Origin of the sequence: Streptomyces sp. MZ04 (assembly GCF_004684775.1) — a bacterium.
Taxonomy (GTDB): Bacteria; Actinomycetota; Actinomycetes; order Streptomycetales; family Streptomycetaceae; genus Streptomyces.
In genome coordinates this window covers 1-22427 of the sequence record NZ_SRIC01000032.1, presented here as the reverse complement: position 1 = coordinate 22427, position 22427 = coordinate 1, and the positions used below count along the sequence as shown (strand labels likewise).

Sequence of the window (22427 nt, the reverse complement as noted above, 5' to 3'; positions counted from 1 at the left end):
AGCCCGATGAGCCAGGCGGCGCAGAACCTGAACTGGTTGATCACCAACTTCGTGGACAACACCCCCGGGGTGTCCCACACCGTGGTGGTCTCCGCCGACGGACTCCTTCTGGCGATGTCCGAAGGCTTCCCCCGCGACCGGGCCGACCAGCTCGCGGCCGTCGCATCCGGTCTGACCTCCCTCACCGCCGGGGCCTCCCGGATCTTCGAGGGCGGTTCCGTGACCCAGACCGTTGTGGAGATGGAGCGAGGATTTCTCTTCCTTATGTCCATCTCCGACGGCTCCTCGCTGGCCGTGCTGGCCCACCCGGATGCGGACATCGGTCTCATTGGGTACGAGATGGCGCTTCTTGTCGACCGCGCCGGTACCGTGCTCACGCCCGACCTGCGTGCGGAGCTGCAGGGGAGCCTTCTCAACTAGTAGACGGACGGTGCGTTCACGCGTCCCGTGGCCGTAAGGTTTCGGGACGCGGCTCCAGAATGATGGTGCCCGGCACAGTCGGAGGAGGAGTACGTGGCAGGCTCAGGAACACCCCCGGACGGATCGTCATCGGCCAACTGGTCGTCTGGCCACGGCCAGGCTCAGGGGCCGCACGACGGGGCGCCGAACCGTTACAACTTCCCCTCCGCGCCCAGTCAGCACCGCGCCCCGTACCGCCAGCCGCAGCAGCCGGGCCCCCGCCAGAGCCCGTACGAGCAGCCCCACACACCCAGGATCCAGCCAGTGCAACCACAGCGACGCGCCCCAGAACCGGCGCCCGCAGGTTCTGCGAGCAACCCCCTGGTGCGCCCGTACGCCATGACGGGCGGCCGCACCAGGCCCCGCTACCAGCTCGCCATCGAGGCGCTGGTGCACACCACCGCCCAACCGCACCAGTTGCAGGGCCAGTTGCCCGAGCATCAGCGCATCTGCAACTTGTGCCGCGAAATCAAGTCAGTAGCCGAAATCTCGGCTCTGCTCTCCATCCCCCTCGGCGTCGCCCGGATCCTCGTAGCCGACCTGGCGGAGGCCGGACTTGTCGCCATCCATCAGCCGGGCGGCGACGAGTCCGCCGGCGGCCAGCCAGACGTGACACTGCTCGAAAGGGTGCTCAGTGGACTTCGCAAGCTCTAGCGGCGGAGCAACAGCCCGCTCCACCACCAGCGCGAAAATCGTGGTGGCGGGCGGCTTCGGCGTGGGCAAGACCACGTTCGTCGGAGCGGTCTCTGAGATCAACCCGCTGCGCACCGAGGCCGTCATGACGTCCGCGTCCGCGGGCATCGACGACCTCACGCACACCGGAGACAAGACGACGACGACCGTCGCCATGGACTTCGGCCGCATCACCCTGGACCAGGACCTGATCCTGTACCTCTTCGGTACGCCCGGTCAGGACCGCTTCTGGTTCATGTGGGACGACCTCGTCCGCGGCGCGATCGGCGCGGTGGTCCTGGTCGACACGAGGAGGCTCGCCGACTGCTTCCCCGCCGTCGACTACTTCGAGAACTCCGGCCTGCCGTTCGTGATCGCCCTCAACGGCTTCGACGGCCACCAGCCGTACAACCCCGAAGAGGTCCGCGAGGCGCTCCAGATCGGCCCGGACACCCCGATCATCACCACCGACGCGCGGCATCGCGCGGACGCGAAGAGCGCGCTGATCACGCTCGTGGAGCACGCGTTGATGGCTCGGCTGCGGTAGCGGTTCTTGCCTGTACGTCGATGGGCCTCGCACCGTTACGTCGGTGCGAGGCCCATTGCGTTTCCCGCCCACCCAGCCGTTTGCCCGGCAACGCAAAGGCAACGCAAAGGGCCCGTACTCAGCGGAGTACGGGCCCTGAAACGTGCGTCAGGCGGCGGGGCTAGCCCTGCCAGCTGTGCGGGGCTCGGAAGCCCGGGGTGCGCTCGAGGCGGCGCCAGCCCGCCCTGTCGCGGCCGCGGCGGGCCGGGGCGGCGGGCTGTGCGGCGGCGCGGGCCAGCAGGATCGCCGTGATGGCGGCGACCTCCTCGGGCTCGGCGTGACCCTTCTCGACGCGGATGTCGGGGGTAGTCATGTGCAGCGTTCTCCTTGTGGGCTACTGCAGGATTACTGCGGAGGGTTGCCGTGTTTGCGCGACGGCAGGTCGGCGTGCTTGTTGCGGAGCATCGCGAGGGAGCTGATCAGCACCTCGCGGGTGGCTGCGGGGTCGATCACGTCGTCGACCAGGCCGCGCTCCGCGGCGTAGTAGGGGTGCATCAGCTCGGCCTTGTACTCCTTGACCATGCGCGTACGCATCGCCTCGGGGTCCTCGGCGGCCGCGATCTGGCGGCGGAAGATGACGTTGGCGGCACCTTCGGCGCCCATCACCGCGATCTCGTTGGTCGGCCAGGCGTAGGTGAGGTCCGCGCCGATGGACTGGCTGTCCATCACGATGTAGGCACCTCCGTACGCCTTGCGCAGGATCAGCGAGATCCGCGGGACCGTCGCGTTGCAGTAGGCGTACAGCAGTTTCGCGCCGTGCCGGATGATCCCGCCGTGCTCCTGGTCCACGCCCGGCAGGAAGCCGGGCACGTCGAGGAGCGTCACGATCGGGATATTGAAAGCGTCGCACATCTGGACGAAGCGGGCGGCCTTCTCGGAGGCCTCGATGTCCAGGACACCCGCCAGGGACTGCGGCTGGTTGGCGACGATGCCCACCACCTTGCCGTCCAGACGGGCGAGGGCGCAGATGATGTTGCGGGCCCAGCGCTCGTGGACCTCGAGGTAGTCGCCGTCGTCGACGAGCTCCTCGATGACCTTGGTCATGTCGTACGGACGGTTGCCGTCCGCGGGGACCAGGTCGAGGAGGACGTCCGAGCGGCGGTCCGCCGGGTCGTCCGACTCGTGCGTCGGCGGGTTCTCGCGGTTGTTCGATGGCAGCATCGCGATGAGGTAGCGGACCTCGGCGAGGCAGGTCTCCTCGTCGTCGTACGCGAAGTGGCAGACGCCCGACGTCTCGGCGTGCACGTCCGCGCCGCCGAGACCGTTCTGGGAGATCTCCTCACCGGTCACCGCACGCACCACGTCCGGTCCTGTGATGAACATCTGCGAGGTCTCGCGGACCATGAAGACGAAGTCCGTCAGGGCCGGCGAGTAGGCCGCGCCGCCCGCGCACGGGCCGAGCATCACGCTGATCTGCGGGATGACGCCGGACGCCTTGGTGTTGCGCTGGAAGATGCCGCCATAACCGGCGAGCGCGGAGACGCCCTCCTGGATACGGGCACCCGCGCCGTCGTTCAGGGAGACCAGCGGGGCACCGGCCGCGATGGCCATGTCCATGATCTTGTGGATCTTCGTGGCGTGCGCCTCACCGAGCGCACCGCCGAAGATGCGGAAGTCGTGGGCGTAGACAAAGACCGTGCGGCCCTCGACCGTGCCCCAGCCGGTGATGACACCATCGGTGTACGGCTTCTTGGCCTCGAGGCCGAAACCGGTCGCCCGGTGCCGGCGCAACTGCTCGACCTCTTGGAACGAACCCGCGTCGAGGAGCAGCTCGATCCGCTCACGTGCGGTCAGCTTGCCCTTGGCGTGCTGGGCCTTCGTCGCCTTCTCGCTCGGCCCGCGCAGCGCCTCGGCACGGATTGCGTGCAGTTCGGCCACGCGCCCACGCGCGTCGGTGGGCTCGCCTTCGGGAGAAGCGGTGTCGTCCAAAACGGTCATGTAGTGACCTTACGAAGCGCACCCATAAAAACGGACCGTCGACTCTGCACAGTCTCCGGCCCGTTTTCCTGGCGCCCCCGAACAGAAGCTCTCCGCTGTACGCGCGAAGTGACTGCTCAGGGCCATGTTCAGCTGTAGGGACTCCACAAATGGTTACGTGAGAGGCACCTCACATGGGACTAATGCGATGGGCCCGATCAGCCCCCGCAGTGGAAGCGCGCCTCCCCCCAGTCCGCGTGATCATTGCCGGGTCCGTCGCCCCCGTCCCCCGTCACCAGGTCGACGTACTTGGCGCCGGTGACATCGGCGGTCAGCGACCACGCGTCGTCCGCCGCCTTCAGGACCGGTGACTTCACCTTCTCCACCCCGTCGGCCGCCACACTGAACTGCACACTCCCCCGCGTCCCCTGCGAGTCGTCCTGGCCGACCTTCGCCGTGAAGGATGTGCACTTGCCACCCAGGTAGTAGCGGATCTTGCCAGGTGATGCCGTGCCGAGGCCCTTCTCGTAGACGGTGCCGTTGATGGTCAGCGGCTTGCCGTCGCCCGCGGCCGTCTCGCCGTTCGACATGTCCTTCTCGGCGGGGCCCCAGCCGTTCTCCATGGACGTCCAGTCCATGTCGGAGGCGTACGTGTCCACCGTGGGCGGCGGCGGGAGGGTGCGGACGGAGGTTTCGGCGGCCAGCTCCCTCGCCTCGCCGTCGATCTCGTACGCCACCTTCGAACTCAGCCGGTACGTCTGGTACTTGGCGTCGGCGGGCGGTGTGACCTGCCAGGTGGCGGTGGCCTTCGCGCCGGGGGCCACCGGGTCCAGGGCGACCGGGCCCGAGGGCTCGGCCGTCCAGCCGTCCGGGAGGGTCAGGGTGGCCTCCGCGGCCTTCGCCGCCGTCGACTCGTAGTTGGTGAAGGTGGCGGTGACCTCGTTCTTCACGCCCGGTTCAAGGGTTTCCGTCTTGCTCGCGATGCCGAGCGTCGCGCACGCGGGCTGCTCGGTCGCCGGACCCAGGTCGGTCACCGTGAGGTTGTCCAGGGCGAAGTCCGCGGTCTCGGCCGCGCTGTCCCGCATCCGCAGGCCCACCCAGGTGTCGCCGCAGCCCGCCGTGACGGTCTGCTCGAAGTGGCCCGTCGTGCGCTGCTCACCGAGGGCGGTGCGGCGCGTCTCCACCGAGTCCGGCTTGCCGTCCGCGGCGATCCTGTCGTATCCGGTGACCCAGTCGAAGGAGTCGGCGTGGCTCGCCTGATAGTCGTAACCGACCTTGTAGGAGCGCCCGTTGGTGAGCGGGACGGTCGCCGGGGTGGTGCGGTACACGAGGCCGTTGTTGCCCTCGTGCGTCTTCAGCGAGCGGGAGCCGTCGAGGACGTCGTCGATGAGCTTTCCGTTCCAGCCGGACTGGGTGTACGGGGCGTGCTTGAGCGCGAGGTGGGTGCGCGGGTCCGTCACGCCTCCCCCGCCGCCCTTGGCGAAGGGGCCCCAGCCCTGGTCGACGTCCTCGAAGTCCTCGTACGCGACGGTGTCGCCCGGCTTCGTGGTGGGGGCGTTGGCGACGACGCGTACGTCGGCGATCCGCACCCGGGCCGTCGAGCCGTCGGCGGCCTCCGCCGTCAGGGTCGCCGTGCCGCTCGCCGGTGCGGTGAAGCCGACCTTGGCGCGCTGCAGATACGTCCCCTGCCACTGGCTGCCCGAGTCGGTGTTCTCCAGGGTCGAGCGCTCGACGGAACGGGACTTGCCCGCGATGCCGAGGGTCGTGCGGCGTTCCTTGCCGGGCTCGACCTCCATCCAGGCGGAGGCCGTGTAGCGCTTGCCGGGCTCAAGTCCCTTGATCTGCTGACTGATCGTGGCCTTCGTCGCGCCGCTCAGCCCGGCGCTGTGCCGGCCCAGCTTGTCGGTGTCGCGCGTGACCGTGCCCGTCTTCGACCAGTCGCCCAGGCGCGCGTCGTGGAATCCGGGGTCCTTGACCGGACCGCCGTCGCCCCAGGCGGGGTCGGTCGCGGAGGGGGTGGTGTCGGCCGGGTAGAGGACGTACGGCTGTCCCGCCTCGGCCTCGAGGGTGACCTTGCCGCCGTCGGCGCGCACGGTGCCAGTCTTCACGCGGCCGTTGTCGGTGAGCTTGTAGACGGTGTACGCATTGCCGGGCACCGCCCAACTCGTGGTACCGCCCGCCTTGTTGTAGTGGTACAGCTTCTTCCCGCCGTCCCACGGGAGCAGGTACGAGGTGTCGCTCAGCACCTTGCGGCCGTCGTCGTAGAACGTGCGCTTGCCGTCCTCGACCGTGCCGCGCACGCCGCCGGTGAAGGTGATGTCGTCGCTCTTGGCGTCCCAGCGCGTGATCCGCTCGTGCTGGAGGTACTTGGCGGGCAGGTCGCGCTGCCAGATGTTGGCGTAGAAGGCGTTCCAGTCGTTCTCGCCGGTCCAGCCCTCGAACTCGTCGATGGCGGTCTGGCCGAGCACGGGGTCGGCGTTCCAGATGTCCTTCTCGCTGTTGCGGATGAAGCGGATGATCCGCGAGTTGAGGCCCTTGTTGGTCTTGGGGCCGTAGTCGAGGTCGTTGGCCCAGTGCGACCAGAGCGAGTCGCGCTCGAACTTGTCCGCCCACTCGGTGGCGAGGTTGAAGCCCTGATCCTTCACGGCCTTCGCGGTCTGTTCGGCGATCCAGCCGTGGGTGTAGTAGACGTCCATGTAGATGAGGGAGAGATTCGGGTCGGTCTCCTTCCTCAACTGCTTGAATCTGCTCGCCAGGTCACCGCTGTTGATGTCGCGGCGCTGGTCGATGTAGTAGCTCTGGTTGAGCCAGTTCCAGCCGGGCTTGGCCTTGTCGACGAGCTTCTCGTCGAAGGCGTTCGCCTCCGGGTAGGCCTCGGTGGCGTTCACGTGGACGCCGAAGGTGGCGCCCCACTTCTTGCCCTCCCTGAGGAGCTTGTTGAGGTCCTTGAGGCCGCCCGCGCGCTGGTTGTAGTTGCCGCCGTAGTCGGGGTGGGCGGAGTCGTGGCCCTCGGAGGCGTACCCCTTGAGGATGGCCTGCTGCCCGAGCCCGTCGGTGGCGAGGGAGACCCGCTTCACGTCGTCGAGGGTGCGCAGGAAGGGGTGCTGGGCCTGGCTGCCGAAGTTGAAGGGGATGTGCGAGATGACCCGGTCGGGGGTTCCGTCGGCGCCCCTGGGCTTGGTGGCGATGGTGTCGCGGTAGGCGACGGCGCCGTCCTGCCAGTCGACGCGCTTGTCGCCGTTGGCGTCGGGCGTGACGACGACCTTGGCCCAGGGCAGGTCGTCCCCCTTCGCGGGCTCGGGGGCGCCCGCGCCCCGGTTGACCCACTGCCCGGACCAGACGCCGACGCGGGTCGCGCCGTCGTCGCCCTTGGTGGCCCGGTGCCAGAAACGGGCGCCGTCCTGGCCCGTGGCCCCGCTCGGTCTGTCGTACGTGGAATTGGACTCGACGGCGGCCGCGAGCTGTCCGGTGTTGACGATGGCGTACGAGGCACCGACCGGCGCCTGGTCCGCCGGAGTCTCGGCGGTGACCTGGCCGAACTTGTCGGCGGTCCGTGTGGAGTCGGGGTCCAGCTTGGTGAACGCGGTCTCGGCGCCGCCGTCCGAGCTGCCGACGGAGACGAGGTCGTGGCCGGGGATGTCGATGGTGCCGACGCGGAAGGCCTCGGTGTCACGGACCGCGGTGATCTTGAAGGTGGTGGCGCGTCCGCGCACCGAGAGCCGGGCGTCGAGCTCCACGCCGGTGAGGTCGGGGAAGGTCAGGGTGTACGCGGCGGTGGCGCCCTCGATCTGCGGGGCGCCCTTGACCTGGACCTTGTAGGCCTTGCCGTTCAGGGTGAGCTCGGTGACCGGGCGGGTGCTGCCGAGGAGGCGGGCGCCGGTCGCCTTGTCGGTGTACGAGATGACGCGGGGGAAGTCGTCGGCGACGGCGACGGTGAGCCGCTCGGAGGCGATGACGGCCTGGGCGGCTTGCGCGGCCTGCGGGGTCTGCGGGGTGGGGTCGGCGGTGGCGGGTCCCGCCAGGGCGAACACGGCGGACGATGCGGCGGCGATGGCGCAGGCCGCGCGGAGTCTTCGGGAAGGGGACGGGGGCATGCCGAACTGGGTATCTGCGTTGTCGCACCCCGGTCAATGAAGTCGGGGCCCAAGCAGCGCGGCAGTCCAAGAACCACCGGGCGGAAGTCCAAGGAGCGGGGCGACTCGGTTCGTCGTAGCGTCGATCTCGGTACGTGATCTCTCGAACACACTCCGCTCTCTGTTGAATATTGAACAGAATAGGGTTACAGTCAATCTCGTTGAACATTCAACAGATGTTTGCAGGTACATCCCCCGTAGCTCGCAGCTCGGCATCACCGCCCGCAGCTCGTCCCCAAGGAGCAGTCATGGGTCTCTTCGGCCGCAAGAACGAAACCGCCACCACCGCCGCCACGGCGACCGCCCCGGTCAACCCGGACCTGGCCGCCCTGACCGGCACGTACACGATCGACCCCTCGCACTCGTCGATCGGCTTCGTCGCCCGGCACGCCATGGTCACGAACGTCAAGGGCTCGTTCGCGGACGTCGCCGGCACGCTGCACCTGGACGGCACGGACCCGTCCCGCTCGACGGCCTCCATCGACATCAAGATGGACAGCATCGAGACCGGCAGCGCGGACCGTGACGGCCACCTGAAGAGCGCGGACTTCTTCAAGACCGACGAGTTCCCGGAGATGACGTTCCGCTCCACCAAGGCGGAGGCGCTGGGTGGCGACGACTACCGCATCACCGGCGACCTGACGATCCTCGGCACCACCAAGCAGCTCTCCATCGACCTGGAGTTCAACGGCGCGGCCACGGACCCCTTCGGGAACGAGCGCGTCGGCTTCGAGGGCAAGTCGGAGATCCTCCGGTCCGAGTGGGGCCTCACCTGGAACGCCGCTCTGGAGACGGGCGGAGTGCTGGTCTCCGACAAGATCAAGCTGAACTTCGATGTCTCCGCCATCAAGAACGCCGCCTGACCGGGCCTTTCGGCCCCCCACGAGCGCGCCCGCCCTCCACCCCCGTAACGGGAGGGCGGGCGCTCGGCGTATCCGGGGCTCCCGGTCAAGGGCTCCCGGGGCCGCCCTTCGGCACCTTCGGTACGGTTCGGGCCGTGGCCGATTTCCTGCAGCAACTCCCCGCCCTGATAGGCGTGATCGTCGGCGCCCTCGGTTCGTACGCGGCGATCATGCGCGGTGACCGTGTGCGCTTCCAGCGGGAGCAGGCCGCCCGCTGGGAGGAGCGGCGGCTCACCGTCTACACCGAGTACGCCCGGGTCCTGAAGCAGACGGTGACCCTCACCTACCGCGTCTCGGCCCACCACGGCAACGACCCGCATCCGCATCCCCTGTCCCCCGCCGCCGCTGAACCCCACCTGGCCGAGGCGGCCAGTGCGCGCGATCCGGCAGGCGAGGCGCTGCTGATGCTCGGCACACCGGAAGTGGTGACCACGGCACGGACCTGGGTCATGACGGTGGTCGACATGGAGCGCTTCATGCGCGAGGGCACCCGGGATCCCGACGCGTGGGCGCGGCTGCTCGCCCGCCAGCGCGCGACGCGGGAGGAGTACTACGCGGCGGTCCGGCGCGACCTGGCGCTCCCGCCGGGGCATTCGGGGCGGTGGCAGGTGACGTCGTCCCAGACCGATTGAGCGCGCGATCGTCGGCTGAACGCGGTCTTCGACCGAACCCGGCCCGGCATTGAGCACATCCGCCAACTCCCTTTGTCTGTCCGCCCGTTGGCCTGTCGATGCCCGGCGAGTGAACGTATCCTCCGCACATGACGGCCAACGGGGCGCAGGACCCGTCAGGGCAGGACCCATCCGGAGACACGGGCTCGCCGAGCGCCACTCGGCGGGCGGCACCGGCCTGGCTCACGGGCGTCGCCACGTCGGTGAAGGCGCGCCTCGCGGACAACACCTCGATGCTCGCCCTGATGATCTTCATCAATCTCGTGGTCATCCTCGCGGGGGCCGCCATCTGGTACCGGCTCGGCGGGGACCCCACCGTGATCGGCGTGGTGGCGGGGGCGTTGCTGGCGTTCGTCGGCGGCATGCTCTCCCTGATCCGGGCCCGCACCAAGGACACCGAGGAACTTCCGCTCTACCCGCCCCTGATGCTGGCCGTGATCCCGCTGGCGGTCCTTGTCGTGGGGCTTTCGTCGTGGGCGGTGTGGACCTACCTGGAGAGCCGCCCGGTGCAGCTCGCCGACGAGTTCTCCCTGGAGCCCGAGGGGCCCGTCGAAGGGGGCAAGGCGGTGCTCGCCTCCGCGCACACGGACCGCACCAGGCCGGTCCTCACGATCACCTTCTCCGTGTCCGAGTACGACCCCCAGTCACCGGTCTGCGCCCCGAACACGCAGCTGACCGTGGCCCTGCGGCCGGGTACCGGCCGGAACCGCCCGCAGACCAAGCCGGCGGGCGAGGAGTTCCGGTTCGACCTGGGCGAGGGCGTCAAGGACATCCGCCTCTCGGTCGAGGCGGCGGCGGAACGCAACTGCAAGCTGGACCTGAAGATCGACTCGGCCCGACTGGACGACTGATGACCGGCGCCGACACGACGCATGATGACGACTGGGGACGCTCCATGAAGCGCTCACACCGGACCCGCGCCCGCCGTTCCGCGCTCGCGGTGACCGCCTTCCTGCTGGTGGCGGCGACGGCCTGCGGCGACGACGGGGAAGAGGAGCCGTCGCTGCTCGACGACACGGTGCACATCGGCACGGCGTTCGACCAGCCGGGGTTCAGCCTGCACGCCAACCACACCGACCGCGGGTTCGAGGTGGACCTGGCCGCCCACCTGGGCAAGGAGCTCGGATTCGCCGTCCGCTTCCAGGACGTGCCGACCGGCCGGCGCGAGCAGGAGCTGGACCAGGGCGCGGCGACGCTGGTGATCGCCACGTACTCCATAACTCCCGCGCGCGAGAAGGAAGTCGACTTCGTCGGCCCTTACCTCAACACCCAGCAGGGCTTCCTGGTGCGGAAGAACTACAACAAGATCAAGAAGGAGAAGGACGTCGAGGACAAGCTCATCTGCACGGTCGAGGGATCGACGTCGGCGCGTGCGGACCTGCCCCCGCGCACCACGATCCGCGAGGAGGCGGACTTCTCGACCTGTGTGTCCAAGCTCCAACAAGGCAATGTCGACGCGGTGTTCACCGATGAGGCGCTTCTGTACGGATATGTGGAGCAGCAGAAGCGGAGCAAGGTGCCGCTCAAGGTCGTCCCCGATGTCGCGTTCGGGCTCACCAACCGGTACGGGATCGGGCTGCAGAAGGGTCATACCGAGGACTGCGAGAAGCTGCTCGTGGCCGTGCGGGACTATCTCAACGAGGAGTGGGCCAACGACATCAAGACGCAGCTGCCCGCCCTGGTCGACACCTATCCCGGCGACTGGCAGAACCGCTTCAAGCCGGACACGGGCGATCTGAACACGTACTCCTCGTGCAAGGCGCAGCAGTAGGGCGGGGTGCGAACAGCAGGGCGGGGTGCGGCCCCTTGCATTGGCTTGCGCTAGCGGGCGCTCCAACTCCTACGGTCACCCGCATGACGACAGCACGGCAGCAGCAAGACAAACTCGGCAGCGGCTTCGACGCGTCCAGCACGGCGGACGACGTACTCGACGGGATCGATCTCCACGGCAGGACGGCGCTGGTCACCGGCGGCTACTCGGGCCTCGGCCTGGAGATCACGCGGGCCCTGAGCCGCGCGGGCGCGCACGTCATCGTCCCGGCGCGCAGACCCGCCACGGCACGGGAGGCGCTGCGGGACATCCCCGGGGTGGAGGTGCGGGCGCTGGACCTGGCGGACCTGGCGAGCATCCGGAAGTTCGCGGACCACTTCCTGACGACGGACGACCGCAAACTCGACATCCTCATCAACAACGCGGGCGTCATGGCGTGCCCCGAGACCCGCATGGGCCCGGACGGCGCCTGGGAGGCACACTTCGCGATCAACCACCTGGGCCACTTCGCGCTCACCAACCGCCTTGCTCCGGCGCTGAGTTCGCGCAACGCCCGGGTGGTGTCCGTATCCGGGCTTGGGGAACATCGGTACAGCGGTTGGCGGTGAGAACGATCTTGTTCAGGGCGTGAGGGCGCTGACCCTGTTCTCGTACTCGCGGCGGGCCTTGCGCTGGGCCGGGACCGCGGGAAGGTCGTGGCTGCCGTCGAGCGGCTGGCAGCGGGCGAGGAGCCCTCGGTGCACGGCGGGGACGGCGCTGACGCGCAGGGTGTAGCCCTGGCCGCGTTGTACAGCCTGGCCCTGGTCGAGGGCGGTCCGCTCGACAGGCTCCAGGGCGGTGGCGCGGAGGAAGTCGGCGACCTTGCCCGGCATGTCGAGGACGACAGGCACCTCCCGAGCCGAGGTGTCCTCGTGGCCAGCGGCGTGTTCGGGCATGAGGTCGGCAACGGCCGTGCGGATGGCGCCCCGGCTGACGCCGTGCTCGCGGGCGAGGGCGGCGATGGACCGACCCTCCAGGTACGCAGTACGCACGGCGTCGGTCTTCTGGGTCGGGACGGCAGGGCGGCGGCCACCCTTGCTGCCCTTGGCCTCGGCGGCCCGCAGCCCGTCGTAGGTCAGCTCTCGCTGGAGGTCGCGCTGCAGTTCGCCAGCCGCCGCGAGGGTCTGCACCATGAACTTCACCGTGGACAGCAGTTCTCCGGTGCGCGGGTGGCGGGCGGTGAGGTCCATGGCGGAGAACGCTCCGTCGTGGATGCGCAGGGCCAGGCGGTTCGCGTGCAGGACGTCGAGCACGTCGAGGATGTGCCCGGTGCCGCGGACGAGGCGGAACATCTCGGAGACGTGCACGATGTCGTGCGGCCGGGCGTAGTCCAGGAGCGCGCGGAACTTCGGGCGCTGGAGGGGGTGGAGGCGGCTGGAGGTGCCGGGGTCCTCTTCGAAGCCGATCGGGTCCTCGATGCCGGCCTCGTGGAGGACGAGGTCCTGCCGTGCGGTGGACTGCTGGTCGGTCGAGACCCGCTTGTAGACCAGGTTCGCCACCGGACGCCCCTTCCTGACGGAGGATCTGACCCTACCTGTCGTCAAACCCTGTCAGCAATCATCATCGGATCTGATTGGATTCGCGCCGCCGCGGACCTGGGGTTCGCACGGGTTCATTGGACGTCCGGACCGCATGTCGGCAAACGATCGTTTGACGACAGGCAGGCAGCGACGGGGTGGCTAGGCAGGCTCCACCCAGACGCCGAAGTCGAGGCCGCCGATCTCCACCCTGAGTCCGACGTCGCCCCGGAACTCGGTGATCTCACCGACGCGGCAAACAAGGGGGTGGGACGCCAACAGCTCCACGATCAGGTCCCGGACTCCGCCACAGCTTGGCCCCTTCGTCGGCGTGATCTCCAGATCCTCAGCCTTCACGTGCCGCCCCAGGACTTGGCGCACCGCCTCCGCGACGGGCGGGGCGAAGGCACTCAGGAGGTGCGGGTTGAGCGAGGACGAGAAGGAGAGCATCAGTTCGCCTCGGTCCTCTCCGTCTTCGCACAGGGCTTGGTCCTCGACGAGCAGGATGGTGTCCGGCCCGAGGCCGTCCATCGGGTTGTAGGTGATCGAGCGGTGTCCTGGCCGGGCCTGTTCCCGCTCCAGTGCCGTGCGGACGACCGTCGCGCACGGGCCGTCGAAGAGTTCGTGGAGGCGGGCGTCGCCCTGCGGGCCGACGGCGACACGGAGTTCCGCCGACTCGACGGCGAGGGCGAGGGCGAGGTGGACGGTCTTGTCCTCGCGGACGAGGGGGTGCTCCAGGGCGCGACACGCGTGGACAGCTCGAAGAGCGGACGGAAGAGCTGGAAGCGGCCCGGGCGGCGAACCGGGAGCTGACCCGGGCCCTGAACCACTCGCCGCCGGAGCCACGCTGACCGACGGTTGGTCATCAGGTCACAGCAGTGCGTCCCAGACGGCTCCGCCGTCTGGGACGCACCCAGCAGTCGAGCAGGGCCACTTGAGCGGCAACTATTCGATGGTGATGTCTTCGTACGTGATGGTGACCGACTCAATCGCCGACCCGCTGCCCTCGGCTTCGAGACCCGGAGAGCTCCACTGACTCGCCCAGGCGTTGATCAGGTTGATCCGCCGGACAGCACCGCCAGCGTCTTTGACGGCGAGGGTGACGTTCTGGCTGTGAGTGGCCAGTTGAGATTCCCCGCTGGCGGCCAGTCGCTGGGGAACTAACTGGCCGCCAGCGGTGACGCTGCGTGGGCGAAGGAGGTAGGACCTGACATCACGGCAGATCTGGGGGACGTCCTTGAGATGCTTCACACCGAGCTCTCGTCGGTTCATGTACCCCACATCGCGCCGTGGTGAGGCTCTACCAACTGGCCGTGTATGAGGGTGATTCGTGGTCTGCTGTCGAGGCACGCCCCATTTATTCAACGCACGATGCAGGGCCTTTACGGGGCGTGCGTGCTCTTGTGCGCCGAGTGCGCGCCCTTACGTGTAGGGCCTGGTGCGCGGTCCGCTGGCGGTATGCAGGAAACAACCACGCCCGCGCAGGGTAGCGGAGTCATCCCGATACCTTCCGCGGTGCTCTCGGGGAGGTCCGCAGCCGAGCAGCAGATCGCCGTGATCCCGGCACCGCTCATGCGAGTGGAAGGCTTCCTGGGTGAGGCTGGGGCCGATGCCCTGTGGCGCTTCGCGGTCGAGCGCGAGGGGGACTTCGTCTCGGGCCAGGCGGCGGGGCTGAAGCGGCCGGCGGCCTATCTGTCCACCGATAGCCCAGTCTTGCGCCAGCGGTTGGCCAACTGCCTGCCGCTGGCCCGCAGCGTGCTCGGTATCCGGGTCCCTGGTGCCCGGGCCACCACCGAGATCACCGCCTACGGCGACGGCCAAGGTTTCCCCTCGCACACCGACGCGGGCATCGCGGGGGCGGAGGGCGGGGAGCAACTGACCGGCCTGTACTACTTCCATCGCAGGCCCCAGCCGTTCACCGGCGGCCAGCTGCGGCTGTACGACACCGCCGCCCAGGGCGATCGGGCCTGGCGCGCGGACACCTACCGCACCATCGAGCCGGCCTTCGACACCCTGCTGCTGTTCCCCGTAACCGTCCACCACGAAGTGACAGCCACGCACTGCCCCTCCACGGCATTCGCAGACCGTCGCTTCGCCCTCACCATCCACGTGTCCTAACCCTCGACGAGCACTGGAAGGCAAACCTCATGGAAACGTCTCACCCCGCCACCCCCGTCGTCGACTTGCTGGACCGCGCCGCCGAGCCGGCCAGCCACGGCTGGCAGCGTCAGCAACCCGACGCCCCACTCCCAGACCCCGACGACCAGGCACTCACGGTGGACGATCCCACGACCCGAGCGGCGGAAGCACAAGGCCACGGCTGGCAGCGTCAGCAGCCCGACGCCCCCCTGCCCGGACCCGACCACGAGGCCCTCAAGGTCCAGTAACGGCGGCCTCGCGGAGCCCGGCGACCAAGTCGGCACAGAGCGACCCGCGGCAATCTCCAAGCCGCGGGCCGAGCCCGCCCAAGCTGAAGGGCCCCACCCCCAACCTGTCAGATGACCTCCGCTCCAGCCCCCAGCCTCCTGACTACGACCAGCGCGAGCGCCACACCGATCACCCACGCCACAACATTCAGGCAGTCCTCAATCGCGCTACGGAGGGTCATCTATCAACTGGCCGTACGTGGGGAGATATCGCTGGCCGCTGTCACTGGCCGGCTTCGCCTTCCGCCGGCGTTTCGCCGAGCTGGCTGGCGAGGTCCTGAGACTGCCCTTCTGCCACCACCAGCCTGATCTGACCGGGCTGGGCGACATCCGGCTTCACTCGATGAAGGCGTCATCGACCGTGGTGCTCTCGCCGATCTTGACGGCGTCGTCGCCCAAAGCGACTTCCGCGATCGTCTCGACCGAGCCCATCTCGGTGGTCCCGATCACCAGCGTGAGGTCCTGCCCAGCCAGCCCGTTTTCCGCAGTCATCTCTCCACCGATCGATCGTCGAGTAGTGCTTGCCGAACCTAGCGGGCTTGAACCCGGGCTCACTCTGCGAACGATAACGATCGTTTGTGAGACCGCGAGCTATTGCTCGCCGATCTCCTCAAGGGTCACTGAAACGATCGCGTGGGTCGGCGTACCGTCGTTGTCGAACTTCGTGAGTTGCCCGCCGGCTTGGGTGACGTACGCGTTGAAGGTGGCCAGGGCAGCCCTCCCCCATTCGATCCTGACCCATGGCGGACTCGGCCGCTTGGCCTTGACGCTGCCAGGCGTCGGCGAACAACAGTCCATCAGAAAATTCAGCTGGTCCATTACGTCGCAGGAGCTCGAATCGAGGAACATTTCCAAGCTCAGCGTTCGCGCCTGCTTCCCAGTGGGCTCGGGCGCCCTGGTCCGCGACGCGGTCTCCCCAAGGATGAGCTGTTCTGGATTGAACCTAAATTTGATCTCCCTCAACTGGGCTCCGGGACCCGCTCCCTCCGCAATCGGCGGTTCAAAGACCACCAAAGAAGGCCGAACAGTACTAAACAATGTTGCCTCCGAATGAGCTCACAGCCTGACCTTCCTCGTTCTCCTACCAGGGCACTCTCCTGCCTCGTCCAGGACTACCCCGATGTCACCGGTGTTGCACCCGCGCACCTGCGGGAGGACGCCTTCGAGACGGACTGAGACTGAGTCACGCAGCTGGGGCGGCCCACTCGTCTTCGTCATCGTCGAGCTCGGGAGCGTCCGGGTCGCGCAGCGGGCGCAGGCCCTGGGGCGGGGTGGAGGGGGTGAAGTTGTAGCGGCCCAGGACGTTGAGGTTCTTGAACTTCAGCGGGGAGAGGCGGGCGACGTCCTCGTCGCTGATCTCGTGGCCCTCGGCACGGAGCTGGGCGACCGCGGCGTCGATGTACTTCGTCGTCCAGAGCACGACGGCGTTCAGCACCAGGCCCAGTGACCCGAGTTGGTCCTCCATGCCGTCCCGGTATGCCTGGTGGATGGTGCCCCGCTTGCCGTGGCAGATGTCCCGGGCGAGGGTGTGGCGGGACTCCTGGACGGACAGCTGCTTGCCCATCTGCCGCCGGTAGGTGTCATCGACGGGGTCGACGACCTGGAGCAGGTGCAGGGTCTTGGCGATCCGCCCGTACTCGGCGAACGCTTGGCCCAGCGGTGAGGGCCGCCCGTGATTGCCGAACATTCGCAGCAGGTCATAGGCCCGCACTTGGTTGGTGACCAGCGAGCCGGCTACCTTCAGCATCTCCTCCCACTCTGCGGTCACCTTCTTCAGGTTCACCTTGTTGGTGCGGGCGAGATCCGCCAGCGGCCCGTAGCCGCCGGTCTCGATCCCGTCCATCTCGGCCCGCCAGAACCTTTGGTCGTCCAGGTCCTTGAACCGCGGGGAGAAGTTGTAGCCCAGGATCTTGAACAGGCCGAACACCATGTCGCTGTACGAGGCGTTGTCGGTGGCGACCATCTCCGGCTTCACCCCGCCGTCGAGGTTCAGCAGGGCGTCCAGGATGTGCAGGGAGTCGCGGGGCGTGCCCGGGACCACCATCTGCCCGATCCCGAACACCTGGTCGTTGACGGCGTTCAGCCAGGTGATGCCGCGCTTGAACCCGAAGTACTTCGGGTTCGGGGCGGTGCTGATGGAGCGGACCGGGACGACGAAGCGCAGGCCGTCGACGGAGGCGAGCAGCCCGTTGCCCCAGTGCGCCACGATCGGCACCTTCGCCTGGGCCTCGATCAGGGCGGCGTTCGCCGCGGCGATGGTGTCGGCCCGTAGGTAGTACTGGTCGACGTGGACCAGCCGGGAGCGGGTGAGTGCCTCGTGGCCGGGGTTGGTCACCGGGGTCATGCCGATGTTGCACGCCTCGCTTACCAGGAGCGCGACGACCGAGGTGGTGAGGTCCTTCATACGGGTCTTGCCGTCGCCCAGGTGCACGAAGGCGTCCAGGAACCCGGTCCAGGAGTGCACCTCGAACAGCAGGTCCGGCAGGTCGATCTTCGGGAGCATCTTCTCCACCCGGCGCCGCAGCCAGGCCAGCGACTTGGGCACCCCCAGCGCCCCGAGCTTGTCGACGTTCAGCTTCGCGCGGCCGCCGCCCTCGGGTATCTCGATGCTGACCTTCGCATCCGCGCCGGCCTCTTCGAGGCGTTCGGCCATCTGCTTCCACGCCGCATCCAGCACCCGCACCAGCTCCGCCAGATGCTCCTCGACGGGCGCCTCCAGGCTCAGGCCAGCCAGTACGTCCTCGCGCACCGCCAGCCACGGCTTGCCGTCCAGCAGCCGGGCACGCGGGTTGGAGAAGCGGTGCGAGGGAGACGCGAAGATGGCACGGCTGACCAGCGCCCGATACAGCTCCTCCAGCACGCACACCACATACGCGTCGCGGTCCACCGCACCCTGCGGCAGGTCCTTGTTCGCGTACACCGCCTTGCGCCAGTACGGCGGCACCACCTTGTCGTCGACCTCCCGCTTCAGCAGCGGCTTCTTCGTCACCTGGCGGCGGCTGAGCGCGGGCAGGCCCTTGACCGCCGCCAGGACCCGCTCCCCGGCCGGGGCCGCGCCGAGCATCTTGGTGTCGCCGAGCAGCGACAGGAACGGGCGCACCGTGTTGTAGCGGTTGGCCAGCGCCTCGCGGATCGCGATCTCCGCCGAGTCGTCGTCCTCTGGAACCAGACTGGCCACGGTGGCGGCCGCGCTCCACAGCTGGGCCCTCGGCGCGACCTCCTCCAGGGCCTTCCACATCGCGGCCGCGTCCACCGCCTTGCCGCTCTCCTCGATGTGCTCCAGCTCCTCCATGAACACCTTCGAGATGCGGGCCGTGATCCGCGACGCCCTCTCCAGCTGCGGCAGCGTGGAGAGCCGGTCCTTGTTCGTGAGCCGCTTCGCGGTGCTGAGCAGCTTGGTCGACATCAGCACCGTGAACAGCTCCAGCGCGTCGTCAATCGCCTTGGCCTCCAGGTGCCGCATCACCGCGGTCAGCATCGCGGTGCGCTTCGGCTCGCTCGCCCGCTCCAGGCTCGTCGCCTTCGACCCCAGGCCGTACCGGGCCAGCGCGGCGAGCCGGTTCGGCGGGAGCTTGTCCAGCTTCACCCGTCCCAGCCGGTACACCGCGATCTCATCCACCCGCTCCAGCGCCCGCTTCATCGCCGTACCGGTGGTCTTCGTCGGCGGCCGGCGGAAGGTCTCCAGGTACGAGTACCGCCGACCCTCCGGCGTCTCCAGCAGCGCCACCAGGTCGGCGGGCAGCGACGGGTCCGCCCGCCAGGCCGCCCTGGCGACCGTCGTGTGCAGGCGCTTGTCCGCGATCTCGCGGACCTCGGACACCTGCCGCGCCAGCACCGACACCCCGGGCAGCAGCACCCGGTGCTTCCGCAGCCAGCCCACCGCATAGTCGAACAGCGCCTTCGGCCCCTCCGAATGCGCGGTCCACGCCCGCCCGTGCAGGAACGTCCGGAACTTCCGACCCCACTCCGGGTCGTCGTACTCGTGATACTCGTACGCGTCCCGGATCTCCCACGCGTGCTCGTACGCGGTCTTCGGACGCTCGGTGTACCGCTTCACGACCGAGACGTCCTCGATGCCCAGCTGCTCGGCCAGGTGCTCCAGCACCGGCCACGGCACGCTCAGCGGATCGTCGGGGAGGAACCTGCCGATGTAGCGCACCGTGCACATCTGTAGCGCGAAGCCCAGTTGGTGGTACTGCGTACGCCGCAGCGCGATCAGATCGCGGTCCACGTCGTCCAGGAAGAAGAAGCGCTCCAACTCCGGACGCGTCGGCTCCTCGACGAACTTCCCGTACGCCTCCGCCTGGTCATCCGTCAGAAATTCCACCGGCATGCGGCGGAGCCAACCACCCGCCGCTACAGAACGTGGATCTTTGGCCGAAGGGCCCCAGGAAGCAGACCACTCGTGCTAGAAGTCCACCGCTCACCGCTCAAGATCGTTCTCAGCGCCAACCGCTGTACCGATGTTCCCCAAGCCCGGTATCCTCCTCCGGCCACTTCCTCTCCGGCATCCGCTGGGAGGACCCGCACTTCGTCCGCGACGGCTACGACCGCCGGCTGGCCTACGCCCAGTCGAAGACTGCGAACGCGCTCTTCGCCCTCCACCTGAACTCCCTGAGCGCCGCGACCGGCACGGGCCCATGCGCCTTCGCCGTACACCCCGGAAGCATCCTGACTCCCCTCCAACGCCACATCCCCCGCGAGGAGCAGATCGCACAGGGCTGGATGACCCCCGACGGCACACCGGCCCCCGGCTTCAAGACCCCGGCACAGGGCGCGGCCACGGCGGTCTGGGCGGCGACGTCACCTCTCCTGGACGCTCACGGCGGCGCGTACTGCCAGGACTGCGACATCGCGGAGCCCGCGACGACCGAGGACATGCTCATCGGCGGAGTGAAGCCGTGGGCGACGGACCCGGAGGCGGCGGCCCGGCTGTGGCAACTGTCGGCGGAGCTCACGGGGCACGCCCGAGCGGGGCACGCCCGAGCGGGGCACGCCCGAGCGGGGCACGCCTGAGCGGGCCGTGCCGGATCCGCCGGAATCACCTCACTCCCCGAGGCTGTTCGACAAGATCGCCTCTGCCAGTGGCCCCAGCACCTCCGCCGGCAACGCATGCCCCATGCCCGGGATTTCCGTCAGGCGGGCGCCCGCGATCACCTGGGTCAGGTGCTGGGGGTGCGGGGGCGGGAACACCGGCTCTGCCGTGGGGGAGATGATCAGGGTGGGGATCTGAGTGGTGGCCAGTTCCTTGGTACGGAGCATGTTCGCGTCGTCCGCACGGGCGTGGGCCGTCGAGGCCACGTGGGTGCCGGTGTGGGCGATGATCCTGCGTTCCAGGGCGCGGAAGTAGTCGGCGTCGAAGGGGAGTCGGGTGCCGTTCAGGGCGTGCCAGTGCTCCACCCTGCGGTCCAGTTCCGCCTCCAGGCCCTTGTCCTCGACCGGGCGTGACCAAAGGTCCAGGATCCGGGGGGAGATGCCGGGGAGGTCCGGTACGGGGATCTCGGTTCCGTCCGGGGCCTTGTACGGCGTTGCGCTCATCGCGCAGGTGCCGATCAGCGTCGCGCTCAGTACGCGTTCGGGGTGGTCCGCCAGGACCAACTGCGTCAGCATGCCGCCCAGCGACATGCCCACCACGTGGGCCCGCTCGATGCCCAGGCCGTCCAGGACCGATAGCGCGTCTTGCGCCAAGTCCGTGATGGGGTAAGGGCGTTCGTCGAAGGTGGAGGTCGAGCGGCCCGTGTCCCGGTGGTCGTAGCGGATCACCTGATGGTGGGCCGCCAGCGCTTCGACCAGGGGGTCGGGCCAGCCGAGCCCGGAGGCCTGAGCGCCCATGACCAGGAGCAGCGCGGGGGCGTCGGGCGCGCCCATCCGTTCGGTCCACAGCCGCACGCCGGGGGCGACGTCCACGTACTGCTCCTGGGCCCGGGGGTTCGATGCGGCCGATTCCTTCATGGGGACTCCTGCGCTCGTCGTGACGGTACGATACGTATCGTCTCGCCATATGGGCGTCGCGTCAAGCGGTATGCCGTCCTGTCCCCTTGCGTCGGCCCCCTCAGCCGTCCGCCAGCCCCGCCAGAAACTCGTCGACCAGCGCCGTCTGCCGCTCGGCCGAGAACTCCCCCGGCGCGAACAGCGCCTGGACGACCAGGCCCAGTACGAAGCTCTGGGCTGCCGCCGCCACATCCCCGGCCGGTGGAGCGGGCGGCAGTTCGCCCCGGCGCTGGGCCTCCTCGATGTGCTCGGCCATCCGCTCGCGGCCCTGGCGGTAGCGCGCCGCGTGCTCGTCCGCGAGGTCCGGGTCGGCGAGCGCGACGTCCCAGGAGCCCACCCAGATGCGGTTGCTCGCCGCGCTCTCCGCGTCCAGGGGGAGGATGTCCAGGAGCCGGGCCCGCAGCATCACCAGGCCCGACGCCGCCCCGGCCCGTTCCGCCGCGGGGCGCGGGCGGTCTGCGGACCGGCGGTCGAGCACGTCGAGGGCGTGGCGGACCAGGGCCCGCTTGCTCGGGAAGTAGTGCGTCAGAAGGCCGGTGGTCGCCCCCATCTCCGTGGCGACCGCGCGCAGCGTGAGGCCGCCGAAACCGCGCGCGGCAAGGACCCGCCACACCGCCTGGGAGACCTCGGTCCGGCGGGCGTCATGGTCTCCACGGGCTGGCGTCATACCCGGTAGGGTACATACCCAACGTTCGTTACGTACGTACTCCGTACCTCTCGTACCTAGGAACCGCCATGTACGCCATACCGCTGACCGAGAGTGCCGAGCTCCGCCTCCTGGAGCCCTGGCAGGCCGACGAGTTCCTCGCCCACATCGACCGGGCCCGCCCGCACACCGACCCGTGGATCCCGTGGGCCACCCGCTCCACCGACGTGGCGTCCGCCCGCGCCACGCTCCAGCTCTTCGCGGACAAGCAGGCCGCCGACGCCGGGCGGATCTACGGGATCTGGCTGGACGGCACCCTGGTCGGCGGCGTGATGTTCGTGCAGTTCGACGCCGAGCGCGGCAACTGCGAGATCGGCGTGTGGACGGAACCCGCGGGCGAGGGCCAGGGGCTGATCAGCGCGGGCGTACGGCACTTGATCGCGTACGCCTTCGGTGAGCGGGGGATGCACCGGATCGAGTGGTGGAACAGCGCGGGCAACACCCGCAGCAGGGCCGTCGCCCAGCGGATGGGCATGCACCTGGACGGCACCCTGCGGGACCAGTCCCTCTACCGCGGGGTCCGGCACGACATGGAGATCTGGTCGCTGCTCGCGCACGAGTGGCGGGGTGAGGGATCGGGCGAGCAGCCGAAGGCCGCCTAGAACCCGCCCCCGAAGTCGCCGCCTCCGCCGAAGTC

23 protein-coding genes and 1 pseudogene are annotated in these 22427 nt (G+C 68.9%); 13 read left to right on the top strand and 11 right to left on the bottom strand.

The features are described 5' to 3' along the window. The first annotated feature begins 6 nt into the window (after positions 1 to 6). The 3 genes from E2651_RS10155 (at position 7) to E2651_RS10145 (ending at position 1678) form a co-directional block, all read left to right on the top strand. Complete coding sequence (locus E2651_RS10155; RefSeq protein ID WP_135330751.1) at positions 7 to 420, top strand: roadblock/LC7 domain-containing protein; 414 nt, start codon at positions 7 to 9, stop codon at positions 418 to 420. A gap of 93 nt (positions 421 to 513) precedes the next feature. Next, positions 514 to 1113, top strand: coding sequence for a DUF742 domain-containing protein (locus tag E2651_RS10150; RefSeq protein WP_135330727.1), 600 nt, complete (start codon positions 514 to 516; stop codon positions 1111 to 1113). Beyond that, positions 1094 to 1678 carry an ATP/GTP-binding protein gene (locus tag E2651_RS10145; RefSeq protein WP_135330726.1) on the top strand — a complete coding sequence of 195 codons (585 nt, stop codon included), beginning with the start codon at positions 1094 to 1096 and terminating at the stop codon, positions 1676 to 1678. Before E2651_RS10150 ends, E2651_RS10145 begins: the two co-directional genes overlap by 20 nt. A 160-nt stretch (positions 1679 to 1838) precedes the next feature. Here the strand turns inward: E2651_RS10145 and E2651_RS10140 are convergent, their stop codons facing one another. From E2651_RS10140 to E2651_RS10130, 3 genes are all read right to left on the bottom strand, one after another. Further along, positions 1839 to 2030 carry an acyl-CoA carboxylase subunit epsilon gene (locus tag E2651_RS10140; RefSeq protein ID WP_135330725.1) on the bottom strand — a complete coding sequence of 64 codons (192 nt, stop codon included), beginning with the start codon at positions 2028 to 2030 and terminating at the stop codon, positions 1839 to 1841. A gap of 32 nt (positions 2031 to 2062) precedes the next feature. Beyond that, positions 2063 to 3655 carry an acyl-CoA carboxylase subunit beta gene (locus E2651_RS10135; protein WP_135330724.1) on the bottom strand — a complete coding sequence of 531 codons (1593 nt, stop codon included), beginning with the start codon at positions 3653 to 3655 and terminating at the stop codon, positions 2063 to 2065. Between the two features lie 197 nt (positions 3656 to 3852). After that, a complete protein-coding gene (locus tag E2651_RS10130; RefSeq protein WP_135330723.1) occupies positions 3853 to 7728 on the bottom strand; it encodes an endo-alpha-N-acetylgalactosaminidase family protein in 3876 nt (1291 codons plus the stop codon). Between the two features lie 287 nt (positions 7729 to 8015). Between E2651_RS10130 and E2651_RS10125 the strand changes: the two genes are divergently transcribed. The 5 genes and pseudogenes from E2651_RS10125 to E2651_RS10105 all read left to right on the top strand — a co-directional run. Beyond that, entirely contained in the window at positions 8016 to 8630 is a 615-nt protein-coding gene (locus E2651_RS10125; protein ID WP_135330722.1) for a YceI family protein, read from the top strand. Positions 8631 to 8764: 134 nt separating this feature from the next. Further along, on the top strand, positions 8765 to 9301 hold the full coding sequence (locus tag E2651_RS10120) for a hypothetical protein (protein WP_135330721.1): 537 nt from the start codon (positions 8765 to 8767) through the stop codon (positions 9299 to 9301). 128 nt (positions 9302 to 9429) lie between these two features. Continuing rightward, the gene (locus E2651_RS10115; RefSeq protein WP_135330720.1) at positions 9430 to 10191 is read left to right on the top strand and encodes a hypothetical protein; all 762 of its coding nucleotides are present in this window, start codon (positions 9430 to 9432) and stop codon (positions 10189 to 10191) included. 44 nt (positions 10192 to 10235) lie between these two features. Next, positions 10236 to 11111 (top strand): transporter substrate-binding domain-containing protein, encoded by an 876-nt coding sequence (locus tag E2651_RS10110; RefSeq protein ID WP_167828761.1) that lies wholly within the window; start codon positions 10236 to 10238, stop codon positions 11109 to 11111. Between the two features lie 83 nt (positions 11112 to 11194). Beyond that, positions 11195 to 11698: pseudogene (locus E2651_RS10105) on the top strand (SDR family NAD(P)-dependent oxidoreductase); the annotation flags it as partial. Between the two features lie 33 nt (positions 11699 to 11731). Here E2651_RS10105 and E2651_RS10100 read toward each other — a convergent pair. Continuing rightward, entirely contained in the window at positions 11732 to 12649 is a 918-nt protein-coding gene (locus E2651_RS10100) for a recombinase family protein (RefSeq protein WP_135330717.1), read from the bottom strand. 180 nt (positions 12650 to 12829) lie between these two features. Further along, the gene (locus E2651_RS10095; protein ID WP_135330716.1) at positions 12830 to 13198 is read right to left on the bottom strand and encodes a hypothetical protein; all 369 of its coding nucleotides are present in this window, start codon (positions 13196 to 13198) and stop codon (positions 12830 to 12832) included. 21 nt (positions 13199 to 13219) lie between these two features. On the opposite strand from E2651_RS10095, the gene E2651_RS10090 reads away from it, so the two are divergent. Then, a complete protein-coding gene (locus tag E2651_RS10090; RefSeq protein WP_167828760.1) occupies positions 13220 to 13480 on the top strand; it encodes a hypothetical protein in 261 nt (86 codons plus the stop codon). A 132-nt stretch (positions 13481 to 13612) separates the two neighbouring features. On the opposite strand, the gene E2651_RS10085 is transcribed toward E2651_RS10090, so the two are convergent. Next, a complete protein-coding gene (locus tag E2651_RS10085; RefSeq protein ID WP_135330714.1) occupies positions 13613 to 13939 on the bottom strand; it encodes a phage tail protein in 327 nt (108 codons plus the stop codon). Between the two features lie 186 nt (positions 13940 to 14125). Here E2651_RS10085 and E2651_RS10080 point away from each other — a divergent pair, with 186 nt between their 5' ends. Both E2651_RS10080 and E2651_RS10075 read left to right on the top strand, forming a co-directional pair. Beyond that, on the top strand, positions 14126 to 14785 hold the full coding sequence (locus E2651_RS10080; RefSeq protein WP_167828759.1) for a 2OG-Fe(II) oxygenase: 660 nt from the start codon (positions 14126 to 14128) through the stop codon (positions 14783 to 14785). Between the two features lie 29 nt (positions 14786 to 14814). Further along, positions 14815 to 15054 carry a hypothetical protein gene (locus E2651_RS10075; RefSeq protein ID WP_135330712.1) on the top strand — a complete coding sequence of 80 codons (240 nt, stop codon included), beginning with the start codon at positions 14815 to 14817 and terminating at the stop codon, positions 15052 to 15054. A 375-nt stretch (positions 15055 to 15429) separates the two neighbouring features. Here the strand turns inward: E2651_RS10075 and E2651_RS43880 are convergent, their stop codons facing one another. The 3 genes from E2651_RS43880 to E2651_RS10065 all read right to left on the bottom strand — a co-directional run bounded on the left by E2651_RS43880 (position 15430) and on the right by E2651_RS10065 (position 19426). After that, complete coding sequence (locus tag E2651_RS43880) at positions 15430 to 15585, bottom strand: hypothetical protein (RefSeq protein ID WP_167828758.1); 156 nt, start codon at positions 15583 to 15585, stop codon at positions 15430 to 15432. 99 nt (positions 15586 to 15684) lie between these two features. Continuing rightward, positions 15685 to 16104, bottom strand: a complete 420-nt coding sequence (locus E2651_RS45190) for a hypothetical protein (RefSeq protein WP_245238720.1) — start codon at positions 16102 to 16104, stop codon at positions 15685 to 15687. Between the two features lie 172 nt (positions 16105 to 16276). Then, positions 16277 to 19426: a Tn3 family transposase gene (locus E2651_RS10065; protein WP_135330710.1), complete on the bottom strand. Its 3150-nt coding sequence runs from the start codon at positions 19424 to 19426 to the stop codon at positions 16277 to 16279. Between the two features lie 32 nt (positions 19427 to 19458). Between E2651_RS10065 and E2651_RS10060 the strand changes: the two genes are divergently transcribed. Further along, on the top strand, positions 19459 to 20109 hold the full coding sequence (locus tag E2651_RS10060) for a hypothetical protein (protein WP_348541621.1): 651 nt from the start codon (positions 19459 to 19461) through the stop codon (positions 20107 to 20109). 30 nt (positions 20110 to 20139) lie between these two features. On the opposite strand, the gene E2651_RS10055 is transcribed toward E2651_RS10060, so the two are convergent. Together E2651_RS10055 and E2651_RS10050 are read right to left on the bottom strand one after the other, a co-directional pair. Then, positions 20140 to 21045, bottom strand: a complete 906-nt coding sequence (locus tag E2651_RS10055; protein ID WP_135330709.1) for an alpha/beta hydrolase — start codon at positions 21043 to 21045, stop codon at positions 20140 to 20142. Between the two features lie 100 nt (positions 21046 to 21145). Beyond that, positions 21146 to 21751, bottom strand: coding sequence for a TetR/AcrR family transcriptional regulator (locus E2651_RS10050; protein ID WP_209446110.1), 606 nt, complete (start codon positions 21749 to 21751; stop codon positions 21146 to 21148). A gap of 68 nt (positions 21752 to 21819) precedes the next feature. On the opposite strand from E2651_RS10050, the gene E2651_RS10045 reads away from it, so the two are divergent. Then, positions 21820 to 22392 carry a GNAT family protein gene (locus tag E2651_RS10045; RefSeq protein WP_135330708.1) on the top strand — a complete coding sequence of 191 codons (573 nt, stop codon included), beginning with the start codon at positions 21820 to 21822 and terminating at the stop codon, positions 22390 to 22392. The last annotated feature ends 35 nt before the right edge of the window (positions 22393 to 22427 follow it).

Excerpts from the sequence above, each read along its gene's own strand:
- E2651_RS10075 (WP_135330712.1), top strand. The coding sequence starts at position 14,815 with ATGGAAACGTCTCACCCCGCCACCCCCGTCGTCGACTTGCTGGACCGC.
- E2651_RS10135 (WP_135330724.1), bottom strand. The coding sequence starts at position 3,655 with ATGACCGTTTTGGACGACACCGCTTCTCCCGAAGGCGAGCCCACCGAC.
- E2651_RS10050 (WP_209446110.1), bottom strand. The coding sequence starts at position 21,751 with ATGACGCCAGCCCGTGGAGACCATGACGCCCGCCGGACCGAGGTCTCC.
- E2651_RS10085 (WP_135330714.1), bottom strand. The coding sequence starts at position 13,939 with ATGAACCGACGAGAGCTCGGTGTGAAGCATCTCAAGGACGTCCCCCAG.
- E2651_RS10140 (WP_135330725.1), bottom strand. The coding sequence starts at position 2,030 with ATGACTACCCCCGACATCCGCGTCGAGAAGGGTCACGCCGAGCCCGAG.
- E2651_RS10125 (WP_135330722.1), top strand. The coding sequence starts at position 8,016 with ATGGGTCTCTTCGGCCGCAAGAACGAAACCGCCACCACCGCCGCCACG.
- E2651_RS10115 (WP_135330720.1), top strand. The coding sequence starts at position 9,430 with ATGACGGCCAACGGGGCGCAGGACCCGTCAGGGCAGGACCCATCCGGA.
- E2651_RS10045 (WP_135330708.1), top strand. The coding sequence starts at position 21,820 with ATGTACGCCATACCGCTGACCGAGAGTGCCGAGCTCCGCCTCCTGGAG.
- E2651_RS10110 (WP_167828761.1), top strand. The coding sequence starts at position 10,236 with ATGAAGCGCTCACACCGGACCCGCGCCCGCCGTTCCGCGCTCGCGGTG.
- E2651_RS10155 (WP_135330751.1), top strand. The coding sequence starts at position 7 with ATGAGCCAGGCGGCGCAGAACCTGAACTGGTTGATCACCAACTTCGTG.
- E2651_RS10065 (WP_135330710.1), bottom strand. The coding sequence starts at position 19,426 with ATGCCGGTGGAATTTCTGACGGATGACCAGGCGGAGGCGTACGGGAAG.
- E2651_RS10095 (WP_135330716.1), bottom strand. The coding sequence starts at position 13,198 with ATGGACGGCCTCGGGCCGGACACCATCCTGCTCGTCGAGGACCAAGCC.
- E2651_RS10080 (WP_167828759.1), top strand. The coding sequence starts at position 14,126 with ATGCAGGAAACAACCACGCCCGCGCAGGGTAGCGGAGTCATCCCGATA.
- E2651_RS10055 (WP_135330709.1), bottom strand. The coding sequence starts at position 21,045 with ATGAAGGAATCGGCCGCATCGAACCCCCGGGCCCAGGAGCAGTACGTG.
- E2651_RS43880 (WP_167828758.1), bottom strand. The coding sequence starts at position 15,585 with ATGACTGCGGAAAACGGGCTGGCTGGGCAGGACCTCACGCTGGTGATC.
- E2651_RS10130 (WP_135330723.1), bottom strand. The coding sequence starts at position 7,728 with ATGCCCCCGTCCCCTTCCCGAAGACTCCGCGCGGCCTGCGCCATCGCC.